The organism is Shewanella sp. BJSY2023SW007, from assembly GCF_047314525.1.
Taxonomy (GTDB): Bacteria; Pseudomonadota; Gammaproteobacteria; order Enterobacterales; family Shewanellaceae; genus Shewanella; species Shewanella chilikensis.
In genome coordinates this window covers 140,924-161,665 of sequence record NZ_JBKORL010000074.1, presented here as the reverse complement: position 1 = coordinate 161,665, position 20,742 = coordinate 140,924, and the positions used below count along the sequence as shown (strand labels likewise).

General features: G+C 52.7%; 16 protein-coding genes. 11 read left to right on the top strand and 5 right to left on the bottom strand.

Annotated features, from left to right (window positions below):
* Positions 1–345 precede the first annotated feature (345 nt).
* The 3 genes from ACMHXE_RS12525 (at position 346) to ACMHXE_RS12515 (ending at position 3,781) form a co-directional block, all read left to right on the top strand.
* Positions 346–1,437: a PfkB family carbohydrate kinase gene (locus tag ACMHXE_RS12525; RefSeq protein ID WP_101055781.1), complete on the top strand. Its 1,092-nt coding sequence runs from the start codon at positions 346–348 to the stop codon at positions 1,435–1,437.
* Positions 1,431–2,348: a pseudouridine-5'-phosphate glycosidase gene (locus ACMHXE_RS12520; RefSeq protein WP_101055780.1), complete on the top strand. Its 918-nt coding sequence runs from the start codon at positions 1,431–1,433 to the stop codon at positions 2,346–2,348. Before ACMHXE_RS12525 ends, ACMHXE_RS12520 begins: the two co-directional genes overlap by 7 nt.
* Positions 2,349–2,566: 218 nt before the next feature.
* Positions 2,567–3,781 (top strand): RsmB/NOP family class I SAM-dependent RNA methyltransferase, encoded by a 1,215-nt coding sequence (locus ACMHXE_RS12515; RefSeq protein ID WP_101055779.1) that lies wholly within the window; start codon positions 2,567–2,569, stop codon positions 3,779–3,781.
* Between the two features lie 116 nt (positions 3,782–3,897).
* On the opposite strand, the gene ACMHXE_RS12510 is transcribed toward ACMHXE_RS12515, so the two are convergent.
* Both ACMHXE_RS12510 and rsmF read right to left on the bottom strand, forming a co-directional pair.
* Positions 3,898–4,317: a secondary thiamine-phosphate synthase enzyme YjbQ gene (locus ACMHXE_RS12510; RefSeq protein WP_101055778.1), complete on the bottom strand. Its 420-nt coding sequence runs from the start codon at positions 4,315–4,317 to the stop codon at positions 3,898–3,900.
* Positions 4,318–4,813: 496 nt separating this feature from the next.
* Positions 4,814–6,217, bottom strand: coding sequence for a 16S rRNA (cytosine(1407)-C(5))-methyltransferase RsmF (rsmF, locus tag ACMHXE_RS12505; RefSeq protein WP_413732392.1), 1,404 nt, complete (start codon positions 6,215–6,217; stop codon positions 4,814–4,816).
* 71 nt (positions 6,218–6,288) lie between these two features.
* Here rsmF and ACMHXE_RS12500 point away from each other — a divergent pair, with 71 nt between their 5' ends.
* Complete coding sequence (locus tag ACMHXE_RS12500; RefSeq protein WP_413732390.1) at positions 6,289–7,515, top strand: nucleoside recognition domain-containing protein; 1,227 nt, start codon at positions 6,289–6,291, stop codon at positions 7,513–7,515.
* Between the two features lie 62 nt (positions 7,516–7,577).
* Here ACMHXE_RS12500 and ACMHXE_RS12495 read toward each other — a convergent pair whose 3' ends face one another.
* Genes ACMHXE_RS12495 through ACMHXE_RS12485 form a run of 3 tightly spaced genes read right to left on the bottom strand, consistent with a single transcriptional unit; the run spans position 7,578 to position 11,452 of the window.
* Entirely contained in the window at positions 7,578–10,199 is a 2,622-nt protein-coding gene (locus ACMHXE_RS12495) for a PqiB family protein (protein ID WP_165565142.1), read from the bottom strand.
* On the bottom strand, positions 10,177–10,815 hold the full coding sequence (locus ACMHXE_RS12490) for a paraquat-inducible protein A (protein ID WP_165565141.1): 639 nt from the start codon (positions 10,813–10,815) through the stop codon (positions 10,177–10,179). The genes ACMHXE_RS12495 and ACMHXE_RS12490 overlap by 23 nt, the downstream gene beginning before the upstream one ends.
* Entirely contained in the window at positions 10,805–11,452 is a 648-nt protein-coding gene (locus ACMHXE_RS12485) for a paraquat-inducible protein A (protein ID WP_224866318.1), read from the bottom strand. The genes ACMHXE_RS12490 and ACMHXE_RS12485 overlap by 11 nt, the downstream gene beginning before the upstream one ends.
* Positions 11,453–11,648: 196 nt before the next feature.
* On the opposite strand from ACMHXE_RS12485, the gene ACMHXE_RS12480 reads away from it, so the two are divergent.
* The 7 genes from ACMHXE_RS12480 (at position 11,649) to ACMHXE_RS12450 (ending at position 20,730) form a co-directional block, all read left to right on the top strand.
* On the top strand, positions 11,649–11,936 hold the full coding sequence (locus tag ACMHXE_RS12480) for a YebG family protein (RefSeq protein WP_165565139.1): 288 nt from the start codon (positions 11,649–11,651) through the stop codon (positions 11,934–11,936).
* Between the two features lie 13 nt (positions 11,937–11,949).
* On the top strand, positions 11,950–12,408 hold the full coding sequence (locus ACMHXE_RS12475) for a GAF domain-containing protein (protein WP_101055770.1): 459 nt from the start codon (positions 11,950–11,952) through the stop codon (positions 12,406–12,408).
* A 263-nt stretch (positions 12,409–12,671) separates the two neighbouring features.
* Positions 12,672–13,331, top strand: coding sequence for an RNA chaperone ProQ (gene proQ / locus ACMHXE_RS12470; protein WP_101055769.1), 660 nt, complete (start codon positions 12,672–12,674; stop codon positions 13,329–13,331).
* A gap of 30 nt (positions 13,332–13,361) precedes the next feature.
* Positions 13,362–15,425 (top strand): carboxy terminal-processing peptidase, encoded by a 2,064-nt coding sequence (prc, locus tag ACMHXE_RS12465; protein ID WP_224866317.1) that lies wholly within the window; start codon positions 13,362–13,364, stop codon positions 15,423–15,425.
* A gap of 125 nt (positions 15,426–15,550) precedes the next feature.
* The gene (pepN, locus tag ACMHXE_RS12460; protein WP_226563858.1) at positions 15,551–18,136 is read left to right on the top strand and encodes an aminopeptidase N; all 2,586 of its coding nucleotides are present in this window, start codon (positions 15,551–15,553) and stop codon (positions 18,134–18,136) included.
* Between the two features lie 8 nt (positions 18,137–18,144).
* The gene (locus tag ACMHXE_RS12455; RefSeq protein WP_101055765.1) at positions 18,145–18,360 is read left to right on the top strand and encodes a DUF2835 domain-containing protein; all 216 of its coding nucleotides are present in this window, start codon (positions 18,145–18,147) and stop codon (positions 18,358–18,360) included.
* A 315-nt stretch (positions 18,361–18,675) separates the two neighbouring features.
* Positions 18,676–20,730: a DUF1302 domain-containing protein gene (locus tag ACMHXE_RS12450; RefSeq protein WP_413732386.1), complete on the top strand. Its 2,055-nt coding sequence runs from the start codon at positions 18,676–18,678 to the stop codon at positions 20,728–20,730.
* The last annotated feature ends 12 nt before the right edge of the window (positions 20,731–20,742 follow it).

The window sequence follows — 20,742 nt, the reverse complement described above, 5'->3', positions numbered from 1 at the left end:
TTGGTGACGTTGCAATCATTGGTACAGACGTGGCCACTAGCAGGGTTGCTATTCAGCAACACTGAGTCCTGCTATTTACGACAATACAACAGATGTTGCGCTTAAACTTACCACAGTTAACTTCAGCCATTTTAATTGTTTTCCTCACAAGACGTATCTTGGTAAATGTGGGCTATCTCTATGAATTTATAGTTTTTTTATAAAAACTTCGACTTGTTAAAAATTGCTGTGCAGATCACGAAGTTGTAATTATGGGTTAAATTCCGCTTGCCAGCCTCAGGCATAGTGTTTATTGTGCTAACAAAAGTTTGTCACGTAAACAAATGTTTGTGCAGGAGCGCGCCAATGACAGAACGTGAACTCGAAATTCTGGCCCTGATTAAAGCTGACCCATTGATCCCACAGCAAAAACTAGCTGATCAATTGGGTATCACCCGCTCTGCCGTTGCCGGTCATATTATGAATCTGACCCATAAAGGCGTGATCCGCGGTAAGGGTTATATCCTGGCAGAGAACCCCTATGCGGTGGTGATAGGCGGCGCCAATATGGATATTCTTGGCCGACCGGCTTCCAAGCTAAGGGTAGGGGATTCCAATCCCGGCAGCGTCAGTTGCTCACCCGGTGGTGTTGGGCGCAACATTGCCGAAAACCTGGCGCGCCTGGGTTCAGATACCCGGTTGGTGACGGCGATAGGCAAAGATGCTTATGGTGAAATGATCACCGCTCAGTGTCGTCAGGCCGGAGTCGATATGGGTAACAGCTTGCAGTTCGAAGATGCGGTGACTTCCACCTATCTTTCGGTACTGGATGGCGACGCTGATATGCATGTAGCCATTAACGACATGGCCATTTTGGAAAGATTGGGCCCTGAAGTGCTCAAGGGGCTTGAAGATATGCTGCGCCGCGCCGAACTTCTGGTGTTGGACACCAACCTTTCCGAAGCCGCCTTATCTTATCTTTTGAGCAACTTCCCTCAAGTTCCGGTATTTATTGACACGGTTTCCTGTGTCAAGGCGATGAAAATCAAGCCTTACCTCAACGCCATCCACACCCTCAAACCCAACCTCAAAGAAGCCGAGCATCTCTCCGGCATCGAAATGCGCAGCAAAGAAGACTTAAACGCTATCGCTAACTGGTTCCATGAACAGGGCGTCAAGCGGATCTTCCTCAGTATGGGCAGTGAAGGGGTATTTGTCAGTGATGGTGGCGAGTCGCAGATGGTACCCACCAAGCAGGTGGAAATGGTCAACGCCAATGGCGCCGGAGATGCCTTCCTGGCCGGATTGGCTCACGGTTGGCTTAAGCAGTGGCCATTGCTGGAAACCACAGAATTTGCGATGGCAGCGGCCCGGTTGGCGCTGTCTCATATCGCAACTATCAACCCTAATATGTCTGAAATCTCTGTAAACCGTATTATCAAGGAGTCGTTATGCTGAAGCAGTATCTGGATATTCATCCTGAAGTTCAAGCCGCCCTGGAACAAGGCAAGCCGGTGGTCGCGCTGGAATCGACCATTATTTCCCATGGTATGCCGTATCCGCAGAACGTTGAGACAGCGCTCAAGGTGGAGCAGATCATCCGTGATAACGGCGCTGTACCCGCAACCATCGCCATTCTCAAGGGCCGCCTCAAAGTAGGCATGAGCCAGGAAGAGATTAATTATCTGGGCAAGGCCGGTGAGGCCGTTATCAAAACCAGTCGCCGTGACATTCCCTTTATTGTCGCCAAAGGTGCAGACGGTGCCACCACAGTAGCTTCTACCATGATCCTGGCGGCAATGGCCGGTATTAAGGTGTTTGCTACCGGTGGTATCGGTGGTGTACACCGCGGCGCTCAGCAAACTTTCGATATCTCTGCCGATTTGCAGGAACTGGCCAACACAGATGTGGCCGTGGTTTGCGCCGGTGCCAAGTCTATTTTGGATCTGGGCCTGACCCGTGAATATCTGGAAACGCAAGGCGTGCCTGTCGTTGGTTTCCAAACCGATAAACTGCCGGCTTTCTACACTCGCGAGAGTGACTTCAGTGTCGACTATCGCTTGGAACAACCGGTAGAAGTGGCTGCCGCCATGAAAGCCAAGTGGGACATGGGGCTCAAGGGGGGGATGGTGATTGCCAACCCAATTCCTCACGAGCATGCGTTGGATAAAGCACTGATCGATGGCGCAATCGCCCGCGCAGTAGCTGAAATGGATGAAAAAGGCATAGGCGGCAAGGCTTCAACGCCGTTCCTGTTGGCCAAAGTGGCCGAAATTACCGAAGGTCACAGCCTGACTGCCAACATTGAACTGGTATACAACAATGCCAAGTTGGCGGCTGAGATTGCCCGCGAGTACGTGGCCCGCTAATAAGCTGTCTTTGAACCATTAAGCTATTTCAAGAAACCCGGCGATTGTCGGGTTTCTTTTTGGATGACGTATCGCCTCTGAGCCAAAGCATGCCCAGGCTCAAATCGGGTAAATAGTGTCTTAAAAAAGGGATTAATCCCGTCAAAGCCACTCAAGCCCCTTGCAGAGCAGGGGGCGAACTCCTATGATCCAGCGGTTTTCCATCCCGAGGCCCAAATATGCTTAACTCCCCGCTTAGCGAACATGCCAGTGAGCTGGTCATTGCGATTCTCCATCAGGTACTGACTCAAGGTGCGCCGTTGGACCGCGCCTACTCAAAGCAGTTTGCACCTGAGCGCCTCAAGCCTTGGGAGCAAGCCAGAATCGCTCTGGTCACCGGTGATATTTTGCGCCGTTTAAGTTATTACAGCTTTCTGGCCGATGTTTCAGCGGAGCAAATTGAGCGTGAAGGCACCCGGCTCATCAACGCCTGGCATATGGCCAATGGCCTTGAGCTGCCGAAAATGCGTTACGCGCTGCAGATGGACAGTGAACTGCTTGAGCAGCGGATGGCTGAGGCCCAGGCTATGCCCGCGCTGCTCGATGGTTGCCCGCAGTGGCTCGAAGCGCTTGGGAGTGAACAGCTGGGAGACAACTGGCCGGCTGAGCGCCACGCCTTGACTCAGGCCCCCAAACGTTATCTGCGCACCAATTTACTTAAGTGCAGCCGGGAAGAACTCAAGGCTCGTCTTGCCAAGGAAGGGGTGGAGACTTGTGAAGTCCCCGAGGTTGGCAGCGCTCTTGAAGTGATTTCTGATTCAGCGCTGTTTCGCACTGAATGCTTCAAGTCGGGCTGGTTCGAGCAGCAGGATGCCGGCTCGCAACATGTCGCCGAAGCTCTAGGGGTTGAACCCGGGATGCGGGTCATTGATGCTTGCGCCGGTGCCGGCGGCAAGACGCTGCACCTGGCTGCCAAAATGCAGGGTAAGGGACGACTGCTGGCGATGGATGTCGAGCAGTGGAAGCTGGATAATCTCAAGCAGCGGGCCCGCCGCGCCGGCGCCCACAATGTGGAAACCCGGCTTATTGCATCCAGTAAGACCATTAAGCGTTTGAAACTCAGCGCCGACAGGGTACTTTTGGATGTGCCTTGCTCAGGGCTTGGGGTGCTGAAACGCAACCCGGACACCAAATGGCGTGATACCCCGGAGCGCTTGCCGGTGCTGATGGAGCTACAGGAGCATATTCTCGGCAGTTACAGCCGCATGGTGAAGGTGGGCGGGATCCTGGTTTATGCCACTTGTTCGATTATGCCGCAGGAAAACGAGCAGCAGGTGGCGCGTTTTCTGAAGCAGCAAGGCCATTTCCGCTTACTCGATGAGGAAACCATCAGCCCGGCCAAAACCGGTTTCGATGGCTTCTATCTGGCAAGAATTGAGCGGATAGCCGAGTAACAATCAAGCCTGTTTGAGTCATATTGACTTAAACAGGCGGTTTCACACCCGCCTCAAAAAGCATCTCAACAAAAACGGTGCCGCTCACTCTTACCGGTTTGCCAAGTCTTGCCACTTTATTCCCCCTGCAGGGTTAACAGCAGGCGGCGCCGACCGCCATTGTCTCTGTGCTCGCCAAGATAGATCCCTTGCCAGGTGCCCAATGCCAGTTGTCCGGCGCTGACAGGCAGCAGCAAACTGGTACCCAGCAGGCTGGATTTAATATGGGCCGGCATATCATCGGCGCCCTCATAGGTGTGGCGAAAGTAAGGGGTATCTTCGGCTACGGCGCGATTAAACCAAGCCTCAAAATCCTGCCGCACTGTGGGATCGGCGTTTTCGTTGAGCGTCAGCGAGGCCGAGGTGTGCAGCAGTTGCAGGTGCAATAGGCCGCAACTGATGTAAGGCATATCATCGAGAGCCTTGGCAATATCATCGCTTATTAAATGAAAACCACGTTGTTTGGCGCTCAAGGTCAATTGTTGCTGATGCCACATAGGCACTCCTTAAAACGGTTAACATCAAAAGAAACAACCTTCCTTAGATGTAGGCGGGCACTCGACGACGCATTGTATCTCTTTCAATGTTGTCACTCCAAGAAGCTGAGGTGTCTGCTTTAACCGCAGAGCAGAATATTAATTGCCTGGGTGATAAGGTGTTGACCTGGTTTGTTGTAACCTTAGTGACAGTAAATAAGAGTGATGAGCTGTTATTGAGCTTGAAACTGGGCAAAAAAAGGCCCAAAACTATTCCAATTGTTTTGGGCCTAGGGGAATGGCTCATGGTTGAGCCGTGCGCTAATGTTGAGATCCGACAGGATTGGCTATCTCTGAATAAATATTAGCCGATAACCGCTGAAAGATGCATTTAGACAGCGGATTAGTTAGCACTAATTGTTATAAGATATAACCAAAATTAGGGTGTTCAAAATGATTGACTGGGTAAATCACTCTTTTTAATGGAATACTAACTAAAGCAGCTTAGTGTTTGGGTTCAGGACAGACAAATTTTATCTTTGACCAGATCCCGCGGCAGATTGTTCTTCAGCCGGTTGCCCAGATGTTTACCCAGCCCCAGCACTTGCCCGCCCCAGGTCAATACCAGCTCACCACGGGCCTTTTCACTGCCATCAAGCGCGATATCCCGGCCCATCAGATAAGCCTGAGCCTCAGGCTCTGTAACTTCATAACCCTTGTCGGCGGTTACTCCCAAGGCCATTAAGGCTTCATGGCGCAGTTTCAACCCATGCTTACTGTCATCGGCGAGCTTAAGACCGATACGCTGATAACGCATCTTGCCGATAAAGGGCTCAAAGCCGCGGGGAAACAGCCAGTACTCCTGATCCCTTATCCAGAGGCTGCCTTCGGGAAGTGTTTTGCCGAGCAACCGCTGCAGCTCGGCGGCGATGGCCTGTTGCTGTTTGGCACTGGCGGGACTGAAAGGAAACTGCTTTTGTTGTTTGGGTTCATCACTTTCGCGCGCCACTGAACTCAGCTTACGCACCTTGGCAACAAAGAAACCTTCGCTGTCATAGATTTGCGGCCAAATATGCAAGAAGCCCTCGGCAGTGCAGGCTTTTTCCGCCCCGGCAAACAGTGATTCAAGTGACTCAAAGGCCACGGCAGCGCCATATTTTTGCTTGAGGTGTTGCAGTACGGCCTGATTTTCCTGGCTGTTGAGGGTACAGGTGGAGTACACCATTACCCCGCCAGGCTTAAGCGCCAGAAAGGCGGAATCTATCAGATCCCTCTGGGTGGCGGCAATATCGGCTATCTCCTGTGGATCCCAGTGTTTGAGGGCATCCGGATCCTTACGTACCGTGCCTTCACCGCTACAGGGGGCGTCGAGCAACACGGCATCCATGGATTCATACTGGTATTGGCCGAATACCCTGGCATCGAAGTGGGTCAGGGCGGTATTGCTGACCCCCATTCTCTGTAGATTGGCATGTAGCACTTTGACGCGGCTGGAGGAGTATTCGTTGGCGATCAGCATGCCTCCATTGGCCATCATGGCTGCCATTTGTGTGGTCTTGGATCCCGGCGCCGAGGCCATATCCAGCACCCGCTCCATTCCAGGCTCCAGCAGCGCCATGGGCGGCAGCATGGAGCTGGCCTCCTGAATGTAAAACAGCCCTTGCTGATGTTCGATACAGTTTCCGGGTTGGCTATCGCCCGCCTGGTACCAAAAACCCTCTGGGCACCAGGGAATGGTTTCGAACTGCCAGCCTTTGGCCCGCATTCTCGAGAGGAATTCATCGACGCTGATTTTGAGGGTGTTGACCCGCAAGGCGGCTCTCAGTGGTAAGCTGCAAAAGTGAATAAAATCCTCGAGCTTGAGATGTTCTGGCAGATCCTTGGCGATACTGTTGATAAAATTCTGATTTAATTGAACCATAAACAAAAAGGGTGACCCCGGGATGGCGGCAGTATAGCACACTCGGGCGCGGCGACTGTGGGGTGTTTTAGGTGTTGAACCGGGTTTGGAGTCTGTTCTTTATTATCGCGCTGGGAGCGATTTTGCTGCGTTTGATGAGTGGCGATGCGACCGCTCTCAATGAGTCTGTCACGGCGATGTTTGACAGCGCCAAATTGGCCGCGGAAATAGCCCTGGGATTGATTGGGGTGTTGACCCTGTGGATGGGGCTAATGCGTCTCGGGGAAAAAGCCGGAGTGGTTGCCGCCATCGCCTGGGTATTTGAGCCGCTGCTCAGCAAGTTGATGCCGGAAGTGCCAAGAGGTCACCCCGCCTATGGCAGCGTCACCATGAACCTGACCGCCAATATGCTGGGGTTGGACAATGCCGCCACACCATTGGGACTTAAGGCGATGGCGGATCTGCAAAGCCTGAACCCCGACAAGAAGACCGCCACCAATGCCCAGATCCTGTTTTTGGTGCTCAATACCTCTTCCGTGACTTTGGTACCCGTGACGGTTTTTCTGTATCGGGCGCAGCAAGGGGCGGCTGATCCTGCCGACATTTTCCTGCCGATTTTACTCTCTACCCTGGGCTCGACCCTGGCGGGTTTGAGTGTGGTGGCGCTGGTGCAAAGGATACGTTTGCTGGATTGGGTGGTGCTGGGTTATGGCGCAATACTGCTCGGCGGTCTCAGCGCCGGTGTGATGTACCTGTTGACCCTGGGAGCCGAGCGGATCGGCGAAGTCTCCGCCGTGTTGGGGAACGGTTTGCTGCTGGGGATCATCTTTGCCTTTGTGCTGGTGGCGCTGCTTAGGCGGGTGGCGGTTTACGATGAGTTTATCGAAGGCGCCAAGTCGGGGTTTGAACAGTCGGTGCGGCTGATTCCTTATCTGCTGGCCATGTTGCTGGCGATAGCCTTACTGCGCGCCTCCGGCGCGCTGGATTATCTACTGGGGGTTATTGCCGCTTTGGTGAGCCATATGGGGATGGACGGCCGCTTTATCGATGCCTTGCCAACCGCGCTGATGAAGCCTTTGAGCGGCTCAGGCGCCAGAGCCATGATGCTGGAAACCATGGCTCATTACGGCGTCGATTCTTTTGCCGGCAGGCTGGCGGCCATTTTTCAGGGCAGCACTGAAACCACTTTTTATGTGCTCGCTGTATATTTCGGCGCCGTGGGTATCCGCAATGGCCGCCACGCACTGGCCTGTGGCTTGTTTGCCGATCTGGCGGGTATCTGCACTGCTATTGCCGTGTGCTATTGGTTTTATGGCTGAGGCGATACATAGATAGGATTACAGAGTTAAAAAACGGGGCTCATCTGAGCCCCGTTTGGGTTTTATGGCTGGCTGAGTCTTGGGCGCCAGTTGAGCCAGTCGCGCTCGGGTTTGTCATGAAGTGGCTTCAGGCTCTGGTTTTCAAGCGGTTTGCTGCTTTGATTGTCGAGCTCAGTGACCACTCCTATGCCGCCGGCGAGTATGGTTTCCAATGAGCCGGTTTCGATTTGGGCTCCGGAAAACAGCCCCAAATCGACCCGAATACCGGACAAGTCGTAGAACCTGCTGCTCTGGTTGATAAGATGCCGATAAGGCGCGGCAATTTGGGTCTGGATCCAGACTTCATCGCCATTGGGTGCCAGCCGGTAACTGGTTACATCGCCAATTTGAATGCCGCGAAAGAAGATCCCTGTGCCTACGTTGACCGAGCCCAGGCTGGCCTTGCTCAGCACCAGTTGCAGCGCATCGGCCTCTGGGGCAACCGCCGTGTGTATTTGGCCATTGAACTGTTGGCTTACTTTGGCGGCTTGGCCCGGCAGGGCACTGATATAGGCGCCGGTCAGCAGGGTTTCCGGTGCCTTTATGCCCTTAAGGGATATTTCGGCATTGACCAGGCTGAAGCGACTGTCGCTTTTGAGAAACGGCTCGGCATAGCGGCCATAGAGAAAGGCACTGAGTTGCTGGCTGTTGAGATCGTCACTCAAGGTTACCCGGGTGACTTCACCTATCTGATGGCCCTGATAGCGGATAGCGGCACCTGGTTTGATAGTGGCACTGGCCGGGAAATTCAGCCCAATGGCAACGGCCTGATTGCGCGCCAGTGACTCGGAAGCATAAAGCTGCTTATTGTTGGGCTCGCCTTGCTCCAAAAAGCCCAGGCTGATGCTGCCCTTGATGGCACCGGCCAGCGGCGCGACATCCAGTTTGACTCCCGAAAGCCCGGCATCGATTGACACCGCCTGGTTGCGCCAAAACACGGCATTGGGTTTGAGCAGGGGCGCAAAAGTATGGTCTATGGCGAGCGCAATGGCAAATCTGTCATCCTGGCTCTGCCAGCTGACCTGTTTCACCTGTCCTATTTGCATCTTCTTGTAGTAGACAGGTGCGCCTGGGCTCAAGTTGGCGCCATCATCGCTGTAGAGCTGCCATTTGAGCTGCTCCATGCCTTGGTAATAGTGGCCGGCCTCGGCACTTGAGGCAAACAGCGGCAGCGGCTTGGAAAGATCGGCGCCCTTGCGGCTTTGGCCGCGTCTTAAGCTGACACTGCCCTTGGTGAGGGTCGTAAAATCGCCACTCTTGAGGCTGACGCCGTCCAGTGAGGCGTTGAAGTCCAGCGCGGCTTCGGCGATGAAGTCACTGCCTTGAGTCAGCAGCGGGGCAAACTCGGGCAACACCTCGGCCTGGTACTCTACCGAGTTAAAGTCCCGGCTCAGGGCAACTGAAGTGACCTTGCCTATGGCGATCTTCTTGTACCTAAGCTCGGCCTCTGGGCTGATGCCGGGGTTTTCATCGGCCCTAAGCGTTATCTTTAGCGCCTTGGCCTTGCTGAGATCCGGCGCCTGCTCGGCCAAGGCGTATCGGGTTTGGGCCTCGCCCGTACCCGGGAGAAAGGCGATGGCATCGCCACTCAGCAATCGGCCCGGGTGTTTTATGCCGGACAGTGACAGCTCGGCGCCTTCACGCCAAAACTGCGCCGTGCCGGTCAAAAGACTCGAGTAGGGGGCGTCCAGGCGGGCATGCAGCGCTACGCCGTCATTGGCCAGCGCTATCTCTTCGATTTCCCCTATGGGCAAACCGCGATAGAGAATAGGGCTGCCCTTGTCGAGGCCATCGGCGTTTTTTGCCGACAGAATAAAGCTGGCGCCGCCACTGGCTTCTGTTTCATTGTCATACAGGGTGAAACTATCGCCGTTCTTTGCATGCTTTGAGCTTTCGGGGGAATCAAAGTTGATGCCGCCGGCGAGTATCGCCGCCAGACTCTCGGCGCTGACTTTGACGCCGGAAAGCGAGGCGTTGATCTCTATGCCGGAGACATTCCAGAAGCGGGAGTCTTTCTTGACCAGATAGGCATATTGCTCCTGAATAAAAGCGCTTAGCAGCAGCTTGTCACTGTTGTCGAGTCGATAGCTGACCACACTGCCGACCGGCACCTGGCGGTAGAATACCGGAGAGCCCACATCCAGTGAGCCGAGGCGATCGGCGCTCAGTTCAATCACTAAGCCATCATTACTGGGCAGCACGGCCGGGGCAGAGCGCTCGGCTTCGTAGCGGTAACGTGAATCGCCATCCCCGGGTTGAATACCTATATAGTTCCCCGAGAACAAGGCATCTAAACCTTCGACACCTGTGATGGATGCCTTGGGGGTCACCAGCCAGAACTTGGTTTCATCCCTGAGGAAAGGCTCGGCGCGGTAGTCCATCAGGACATCGACGTTCACGCCCTGCAGCTCTTCATCGATGGAGATATCCACCACCTTGCCGACGGTCAATCCCTGATAGCGCACCAGTGTCTTGCCCACATCCATACCGCTGGCGCTGGGGAAGTGGATCCGCACCTCAATGCCGGATTCCTTGATGCTCTTCAGCCCCAGCCAAGCGCCCAAGGCCAACGCCACTATAGGTAACAGCCAGATGGGGGAAAAAAGCTTCTTTTTGACTATTTTAGGCTTTTCGATTTGCGTCATCTTCTGTGTCCAGTTGATCCCAAAGTAAACGTGTGTCCAACACCTTGGCCGCAAGTTGGGTAAAGAGGATGACCAAGGCAAACGCGGTTGCCGCCGGCGCCGGTTTGGCGTCCAGCAATTGCCCCATATTAACCAGGGCAACGGTAATGGATATGACAAACAGATCCAGCATAGACCAGCGTCCAATCCATTCTATGATATGAAATCCGGCCATCAGTGGCCGTTTGGGGATGGGCAGGTTGAAACTGATCGCCGTCAGATAGAAAGCCAGGCCGATAATTTTCAGCCAGGGCACCAGAATACTGGCGGTAAAGACTATGATGGCGATGGGTAACATGTCCGACTGTACCAGATGGGTGATGCCGGAAAAAATGGTGTCGTAGGTGACCTTGCCCTGTTTGGTGAGCATAGTAATGGGGTAGATGTTGGCCGGGATCAACAAGATGGCTGCGGTGATCAACAAGGCCCAGCTTTTTTGCAGACTGGTTTCATCCCTTAGCCTGAGTGGGTTTTGGCAGCGACTGCAATACTCATTCTCTATCTGATTGAGTTTTTTACAGGCGGGGCAACTGCATAGCCCCATGTCTTTGCCCTGGAGCAGCTTTCTAGCTTTCATCGAGAAAACTCCACATATGCTCCAGGTTATATTCGCGCTGCAGAAAGAGAGTCACTAAAAACAGCATGGTAAAACAAAAGGTTCCCATGCCAAAGTAAACGTCGGAGAAGTCGGACAACTGAAAGGCGGAAACCAGGAAACTGATCACATAAATTTCCAGCATGGTCATTTGTGACAGCAGGCCTTGCTTCTTGAGTAACCAAGTAAGAACACGGCGCCAGAAGTGATGCTGGGCCAAACCCGCCTTGATGATCAGCACTTGAATAAAAATCGACAGATTGAGTACTCCGGGGGCGATGACAGCCGCCACCAACACAGCAATCCCCACTATCCAATAACCTTGGTCCATCACTGCCAGGGCACCTTGGTATGCGGTCGTGGTTCTGACACTGCCGAGAAAGTGCATCTCCAGCACGGGTAGCAGCATGGCGGGCAGATAAAACAGCAGGGCACTGATACATAACGCCAGCATGCCATTGATCGAGCAGTAGGGGGCATCATAAAGCGCCGTATGGCATCTTGGGCAAAGCGCTCTGACGCCGGAGGGCAGGGCGCGTTTGCTCACCGCCAAATCACAGGCGCGGCAAAGCACTATGCTGCAGTCCGGTTTGTTGTCGCTTGGATTATAAGCTTTCAAATGCTGGATATGTCCTGTTCTGGCCGTGGTGACCCAAGCTTAGTCATCAATCCGCTAACTGCGTTGCTTGTGGGTCCATTGGAGTGAGTCGACAAAACAAACTCGCAAATACTATCAGAAAGAGCGCGTCTCTTGCATCTATAGCGCATTTTATGTCAATCTATTTACTGTATATTTAAACAGTGTGAGGAAGGTCATGGCCGTTATAACTCAGTACGTTGTGGTCAGAGAAGGGGTTGAGAAGATGACATTTACATCTAAGAAGGAGGCTGATGCCTACGATAAGATGCTCGACATCGCGGATAACTTAATCCCCTTTATCCAAGGTAGTGAATTGGAATTGGATGATAATACAACGGAAAAACTTGCTTTTTATTTAGCTTCTCATAAAGATACATTGGCAAATCTGCTCAAAGGCGCCCCGGTAAAAGCACCGACCCCAGCCAAGAGCAGTAAGAAGAAGACAGAACCAGAAAAGGTATAACCCGGAACCCCAGATGAAAGCTCAGTTTTACGATACGCTCAACCGTCAGGTACAGGCACTGTTTGCCGGCGAAGACGATGTGATTTGCGCCATGGCCAACTTCTCTGCTTTGTTGAATGAACACCTTGAGGACATTAATTGGGTGGGCTTTTATCTGCTCAAAGACGAGCAACTGGTGCTTGGCCCGTTTCAAGGCAAACTGGCATGCACCCGGATCCCAATGGGTAAAGGTGTCTGTGGCACGGCGGCAGCCAAGGCCGAGACTCAGTTGGTTGAGGATGTACATCAGTTTGTCGGACATATCGCCTGTGATGCCGCCAGTAACTCGGAAATTGTGATCCCACTCTATCGTCATGGTGAGCTGATTGCCGTGCTGGATATCGACAGTCCCAGTCTGTCGCGTTTCGATAAAGAGGATCAAACCGGGCTGGAGAGTCTGGTGCAGAGTCTGGAAAAGTGCTTATTTGGTTAATTCCCGTACAATCTGCCACAATTGGTGGTCGCAATAAGGCGCACGCAGCTTATAATAGGCGGCTGCTCTGAGGGCCAAATGACTGTTTGTGGTGCTTGGCCCTATCAGGCTGAAATGTTAAGTTTTGTGTCATGCCTTTGGCTATGGCTGAATGCATGCTAATTTGTACGTTATCCCCCAAGGGGTTAACGAAGATGAACGACGCCGTGAGTACAGCAGACCTAACTGACCACTGACGTCCCCTGTTAACTGTGGAAGTAATGATGGAATCAACAGAAAAGTTGACCGACACCAACGCTATTCTGGCGTATTTGTATGAAACATTTCCTTTGTGCTTTATCGCCGAAGGAGAAACCAAACCGCTGAAGATAGGACTGTTTCAGGATTTGGCTGAAAGGTTGGCTGATGATTCCAAAGTCAGTAAGACCCAACTGAGGGTCGCCCTGAGACGCTATACCAACAGTTGGCGCTATCTTAAGTGCATCAAGGAAGGCGCTCAGCGGGTAGACCTCGATGGTAACCCTTGCGGCGAACTGGATCCCGAACATATTGAACATGCCAAGGCGACGCTGAAAGAGAGTCAGGAAAAAGCCAAGGCCCGCCGTGCGGCTGAACCGGCCAAAGAAGGTGAAGCCAAGAAAGCTAAGCCTGCGCGTAAGCCACGTCCTCAAGGGGACAAGCCCCGCAACGATCGTCCTCGTAGCGATAAGAAAGCGGCCCGTAAGCCTAGCAAGCCTGCCGCTCCAGCCGTGGAGTTGGTACCAGCCGTATTGGAAGAGCTGAAACCTTCACAGCGAGTGAATGTCAAATTGGGTATGACACCGGTAGCCGGTGTGATCCTCGACATCAATAAAGAAGATGTTCACGTGCAACTGGATTCCGGCCTGTCAGTCAAGGTTCGTGTGGAACATATTCTGCTGTAAAATCATCAAATAGAAAGGAGTAACTTGCTGATGCGAAAATTTATTCTTGCTGCATCGATCGCCAGTGTCTTTATGGGTTCCCAGGCGCTGGCTATCTCACCGGCAGTCCCGGTCAGCGAGTTACCCCATCTACAACAGGAGCCACAACACAAGGTTGCCAGCAAACGGATTACCGGCCTGTTCAGTCGCTCCCATTATCACAGATTCGATCTGGATGATGCCTTCTCGCAGCAGATCTTCAAGCGTTATCTCGAACAGCTCGACTATCGCCGCAATGTATTATTGCAGAGCGATATCGACAGCTTTAAGGTCTATGCCAATCAGTTTGATGATATGGTGCGTAGCGGCGATCTGGAACCTGCTTACAAGATGTACGATCTGGTGCAGCAGCGCCGTTACGAACGTTTTGTTTATGCCTTGAGTCTGCTCGATAAAGAGATGGACTTTAATCAGGCTGGCGATGCTTATGTCTTTGATCGTAAAGATGCCGCCTGGCCCAAAGACGAGGCCGAGCTCAATGAGTTGTGGCGTCAACGGGTCAAGTACGATGCCCTTAACCTTAAGCTTACCGGTAAAGAGTGGCCGGAGATTGTTGATGTGTTGGGTAAACGCTACAACAACGCCATCAAACGCCTGAAGCAAACCAACAGCGAAGATGTGTTCCAGGGGCTGATGAATGCCTTTGCTCGCAGTGTTGAGCCGCACACCAGTTATCTGTCTCCCCGTAATGCCGAACGTTTCCAGATGGAGATGAACCTGAGCCTGGAAGGGATAGGTGCCGTGCTGCAGATGGAAGATGACTACACGGTTATCAAGAGTCTGGTGGCCGGTGGTCCGGCGGCGCTGAGTGAGAAATTGGCGCCGGAAGACAAAATTGTTGGCGTAGGTCAGGAAGGCAAGGAGATGGTCGATGTTATCGGCTGGCGTCTTGATGATGTGGTTGAGCTGATCAAGGGCCCTAAAGGCAGTAAAGTGACCTTGCAGGTGCTGCCCAAGAAAGGCGGCTCCAATGCCAAACCCATCAATGTGACTGTGGTGCGGGACAAAATCCGTCTCGAAGACAGAGCGGCGACTTCCAAGATAGTTGAGCCGGATACCGGTCCTTACGCCCAGCGTAAAATCGGTGTTATTCAGATCCCCGGCTTCTATATGGACTTATCCCGCGATGTGGCCAAGGAGTTGCAAACTCTCAACGAAGCCAAGGTTGAAGGTGTGATTGTCGACCTGCGTGGTAACGGTGGTGGCGCCTTGACTGAAGCGACCTTGCTCACAGGGCTGTTTATCGATCAGGGACCTGTGGTGCAAATTCGTGACGCCAATGGTCGCATCAGCGAAAATCGTGACAACGACGGCAAGAGCTATTACGACGGCCCACTCACAGTGATGGTTGACCGTTACTCTGCCTCGGCCTCGGAAATTTTTGCTGCTGCACTGCAGGATTATGGCCGTGCCTTGATTATCGGTGAGTCTACCTTCGGTAAAGGCACAGTGCAGCAGCACAAGAGTCTTGGCCGTATCTACGACTTGTATGAAAAGCCGGTTGGCCATGTGCAGTACACCATAGCCAAGTTCTACCGTATCAATGGTGGCAGCACTCAGTTGAAAGGTGTGACTCCGGATATCCCGTTCCCCAGTGCGTTGGAGCCGGGGGAATATGGTGAGGCAGAAGAAGACAATGCACTGCCATGGGATAAGGTGCCTGTAGCCAAGTACCAGCCTTTGGGTGAAATCGGCGCAGAGATGGTCAGCAATCTTGCGAAACGCCACCAGAGCCGGATTAAGCAGGACGTCGAGTTCGGTTATATACTGCAGGACATAGGCGAGTTCAAGAAACACCACAAAGAGAAGAGTGTTTCTCTGGTGGAAAGCGAGCGCCTGGCCGAACGGGATAAGGACGATCAAAAACAGTTGGCCCGCCTCAACGAACGTCGGGTTGACCATGGTCTCGAGCCCTTGAAGTCTCTGGATGACGATGAAAATGTCTCCGAAGATGAGAAAAAAATCGAGACTCCGGATGCCTTCCTCGATGAAGCCGTCTATATCACTCTGGATATGGTGGACTATCAGAGATTGGCAAAAAACAGCGCAAATTGATGCTGGCTCCAGGAAACATAAAAACGCGCTGATTGCGCGTTTTTTGTTTGCTCCCAGCGAGAACAGAGGCAAGATCAGTCAACGAACTCGGTGACTGCCAGTGCCCAACGAATTAAGGATGACCTATGTCTGAAGCACAAACCCTTTCCCCGGACCAACTGCAGGCCAAGCGCCTGGCCGATTATCGTCCACCTGCGTTTTTGATCCCCGAACTGTCCCTCTCATTTCAGCTAGAACCCAAACAAACCCGGGTGACTGCGGTCAGCCAGGTTAAGCGCAACGGCAATCACAATGAACCTCTGCTGCTCGACGGTGACGAGCTGGAACTGGAGCAGCTGTTGGTTAACGGTGAACCGGCAGACTATCGCCTTGAGCCGGGTAAACTGCTGCTTGAAACCGAACTCAACGAATTTGAATTGACTCTGGTGACTCGGATCAGCCCGGTCGATAACTCGGCACTGGAAGGCCTGTATATGTCCGATGGGGCGTACTGCACCCAGTGTGAGGCGGAAGGTTTCAGGCGTATCACCTATTTTCTCGACCGTCCCGATGTGCTGGCCAAATACCAGGTACGTATCGAAGCCGACAAGGCGTTTCCTTTCCTGCTTTCCAACGGCAACTTGCTGGAGAAAGGGGAGATGGCCGATGGTCGTCATTTCGCTGTCTGGCAAGACCCTTTCCCTAAACCCGCTTACCTGTTTGCCCTGGTTGCCGGTGACTTTGACCTGTTGGAAGACAGTTTTACCACCCGCTCCGGCAGAGAAGTCAAACTGCAGGTGTTTGTCGACAAGGGCAACCTGCACAAGGCCGGACACGCCATGGCTTCACTGAAAAAGGCGATGGCCTGGGACGAGTCACGCTTTGATCTCGAGTACGATCTCGATATCTACATGGTGGTGGCCGTGGACTTCTTCAACATGGGAGCCATGGAAAACAAGGGCCTGAATGTTTTCAACACCAAGTATGTGTTGGCGGATAATGACACTGCAACTGATGATGACTTTCACGGTATAGAATCTGTGATTGGTCACGAATATTTCCACAACTGGACCGGCAACCGGGTAACTTGCCGCGATTGGTTCCAACTGAGCCTGAAAGAGGGCTTGACCGTATTTCGCGATCAGGAATTCAGCTCAGATCTCGGCTCCCGGGCTGTCAACCGTATTCATGCCATCAAGGTCATTAAGAATCAGCAGTTTGCCGAGGATTCGGGCCCGATGTCGCATCCCATTCGCCCCGAAAGCGTGATAGAGATGAATAATTTCTACACAGTCACTGTGTACAACAAGGGCGCCGAAGTGATCCGCATGATGCACACCCTGTTGGGTGAGCAGGCCTTCCAGGCGGGGATGAAGCTTTATTTTGAGCGCCACGACGGCCAGGCAGTTACCTGTGACGACTTTGTCGCTGCTATGGAAGATGCCTCAGGTAAAGACCTGACTCAATTCCGCCTCTGGTATAGCCAGGCGGGCACCCCTCAGGTGACTGTGACCGATGAGTATGATGCAAACACACAGACTTACCGCCTGCACCTCAAACAGTTCACCCCAGTGCGCGCCGGTGAAGCGGTCAAGGCACCATTGCATATTCCGTTCAGCCTGGAACTGCTGGGCAATGATGGCAACGCCTTGGTCAACCAAGTGATTGATTTTACCCTGGCCGAGCAGACTCTGGAGTTCAAGGATATCAGTGCCTGTCCGATCCCTTCGCTGTTGCAGGACTTTTCGGCGCCGGTGAAGCTCAAGTATGACTACAGTACAGTGCAGCTGCTCTGCTTACTGCGCCATGCCGGCAGTGAAGTGGCCCGCTGGGAGGCGGCTATGAGTCTCTTCAGCCGCGCCGTTTGGGCCAATGTGACTTTACTTGAACAAGGGCAGGGGATGCATCTGGATCCTCGTGTTGTCGACGGCTTCAGAGGCGTGATACTGGACGAATCCTTGGATAAGGGGCTTGCGGCCGAAATCCTCAAGCTGCTTTCAGTGTCTTCCTTGATTGAGCAGGTTGATAAGGTGGAATTGGATGCCCTGTTGCTGGCCCGCGACTTTGTGATTGAATCCATCGCCAGTGGCTGTGAAGATGAGCTGTTGGCCCGTTATCGTCAACTGCTGTCGCTGGATGATGCCGCCGCTCGCAGCTTGAAAAACACCCTGCTTTGGCTGCTGGCCAAAGTCTCTGATGAATATGAGTCCTTGATTGAACAGCAGTTTGTCTCGGCCTCTGGTATGACAGATGCGCTGGGCGCGCTGCTTGCAGCCAACGATGCCAATTGTGATTGCCGCGATGCCCTGATGCAAGCATTCGAGCAGCGCTGGAACCAGACCCCTCTGGTGATGGATAAGTGGTTCAGCCTGCAGGCGATGGCGACAGATGATGAGGTGATCGCCAGACTCGAGACCCTGTTGCAACATCCGGCCTTCAGTCTGAATAATCCCAACCGGGTTCGTTCCCTGGTGGGCAGTTTTGCCGCGGCCAATGTGCGTCAATTCCACCGCCAGGACGGCAAGGGATATGTTTTCCTTACCGCCATGCTCAAACAGCTCAATAGCCTCAACCCGCAAGTGGCAGCACGGATCATCACTCCGCTGATCCAGTTTGCCAAGTTTGATGCCGGACGCCAGGCCAAAATGAAGGCTTGTCTGCAGGAGTTGTTGGCTATGCCTGAGCTGTCACGGGATCTTTATGAGAAGGTCAGCCGAGCACTGGAAGACTGAGCCTAAAGATGGAATTTTACTTTCGCCTCAACCTGAGTTATCAGGACTTTTTGCCTTACTATCAAGGTATTGCCGAAAATGTTGAGGTCAGGGAGAAGGGTGGCAAGCTCCTCTGGATCAACGGCCGCCGTCTACGTCCTTTTCTGACCGCCGATGGCATTTACGGTGAATTCCATCTTAGATTGGACCGGGATGGAAAGTTCATTTCTCTGAAACAAATTTAGAGTAATTACTTAAAACGGCCGACTTAATCAGTCGGCTGTTTTGTATCCAGGTAACAAAGGTTAATCCCTTGAAATCAATTGGGTTATATTTGTTAACTCCATCTATCCTCTCCACACTCGATAAAAATTTAAATTTCCACGCCTTTCCTGAACGACGGATCCGTCTTAAGTCCCCAAATCTGCACAATAAATTTCTCGGTCTCTGCCTTGCTCATCAGCATTAATTGCTGTAACAATGGTGTTGCCTGTGAGCTAACAAGATGTTGGTTGAGACTCCTATAACAAATAATCCAGCAGGTTACGGAGAAGCGATAAATGAAAACAGTGATAAACCGTTTTAACAAGTCGGCGCTCGCTTTGGGGGTGGCGTCGGCACTGAGTTTAGGGATGATCCCCAGTGTCGAAGCGGTGTCTTTCAAGTGGGGCGAAGTGGATGGCTCCTTTGATTCGACCTGGACCTTGGGCGCCAGTTGGCGCGTGGAAGGACGCGACTGGGATGGTCAGATAGGTAAAGTCAACCATCCAAGATTCGATTGGAGTGGCTATTCGGCTTTCACCGATACCAAGTACACGGCAGCCGAGATCTGGGCGCAGCCCGGTTCCTATTCCAGTAACAATGACTTGAGTAACCTGCTGTATTCTAAGGGTGATACCACCTCGGAAATCTTCAAGGGACTGCACGAGCTGTCGCTCAAGTATGAAAATTTCGGTATTTTCGCCCGTGGCATGTATTTTTACGATCGTAAATTGAACGACAGAATTTACGATTTTAATGACCCTCTTACCGGCAACCGCTACGACCCTTGCGCCGACAAGCGCGCTAAAGAAGTGCAGTGTGAGGATATCCGTCTGCTGGATGCCTTTGCCTATGCCAACTTTGATTTCAACGATGGCGCCAATCCGCTGACTATCCGTGTGGGTAATCAGGTGGTGTCATGGGGGGAAAGTACGCTGATTTCCCATGGTATTGCGGTGATTAACCCGGTGGATTTGAATATACTCAACGCTCCGGGCGCCGAACTGAAGGAAGCCTTTAGGCCGCAGGGTATGGTGTGGGCTTCTTTTGGTGTGACCGAAAACCTGTCGTTGGAAGCTTTCTATCAGTACGACTGGGAGCCTATCTGGGTTCCGACTCCCGGGTCGATTTTCGGCACCAACGACTTTGTCGGTTACGGTGGCTACAATCAAAACGCTCAGCTTGGTTTTAACGCCAATCCGGATATTAACCTCGATTTCTTGACCCTGGAATACAACCGCTTGTCCAACATGATAGCTTCAGGGCAGAGTATTCCGACCGAGCAGTTAGTGCAGATGGCGCTGGCTTACCCCACCAAGGTGACATTGGTGGAAGATGAAGCTGCTCCCAGCGATTCCGGTCAGTACGGTATTAAAATCGGGTACTACGCCCCGGAGCTGGGTGAAACCGAGTTTGGTTTTTATTACATGAATTACCATAGCCGCCGTCCGCTCATCAGTGGTACCACGGCGGATTTCAGTACTGGCGCACTGCTGTCTGATATGGCGGTTCTTGGGCAAAACGCCGGCAATATCAATCGCGACGTACTGTTGAGTCTGGATAGCTTCTCCAAGGCTCAGGTGGTTTATCCGGAAGATATTAAGCTTTACGGTTTTAGTTTCAATACCTTGATAGGTGATACCTCAGTGGCCGGTGAAATAGCGCACCGCCAGGATGAGCCACTGCAGATTGATGATGTGGAACTCTTGTTTGCCGCTATGCCACAACAGCTGGCCAACGCAGGGCTAAGGCCGGATCTTGATGGTTTGTCTCAGTACACTTCCCATGTCAAGGATGTTGGTCCGGGCGAGTACGCCGAGGGTTATATTCGTCTCGATACCACTCAGGCGCAGATGACCTTTACTCACTTGTTTGGCCCGACACTGGGTACCGATAATCTGGTGATGCTTGCCGAAGTCGGCGGGGTATGGATCCATGATATGCCGGGTTTCGATGAACTCAGACTCAATGGTCCAGGCACAGGGCGCAGCGGCGGCAATCCGAATATGCCAGGTATCATAGAGGCGTTGCACAATGGCCCTGAAACCAATCCGTTCCCGACAGATTTCGCTTGGGGTTACCGGATTGTCGCCAAGGCTGACTTCAACAATGTGTTCTCCGGCATCAATATGTCACCTCGAGTGATTTTCTCCCATGACGTTGACGGTATCACCCCAGATCCTATGTTCCTGTTTACCGAAGGTCGCAAGTCTGTGGCACTGGGACTCAGCTTTGACTACCAGAGCCGCTGGGGCGCGGATCTTTCCTATAACAGTTTCTTTGGTGGGGTAGGCACAACTAATGCGATGGCCGATCGCGATTATGTGTCTTTCAACGTTAAGTTTTCGATCTGATAAGGACAATAA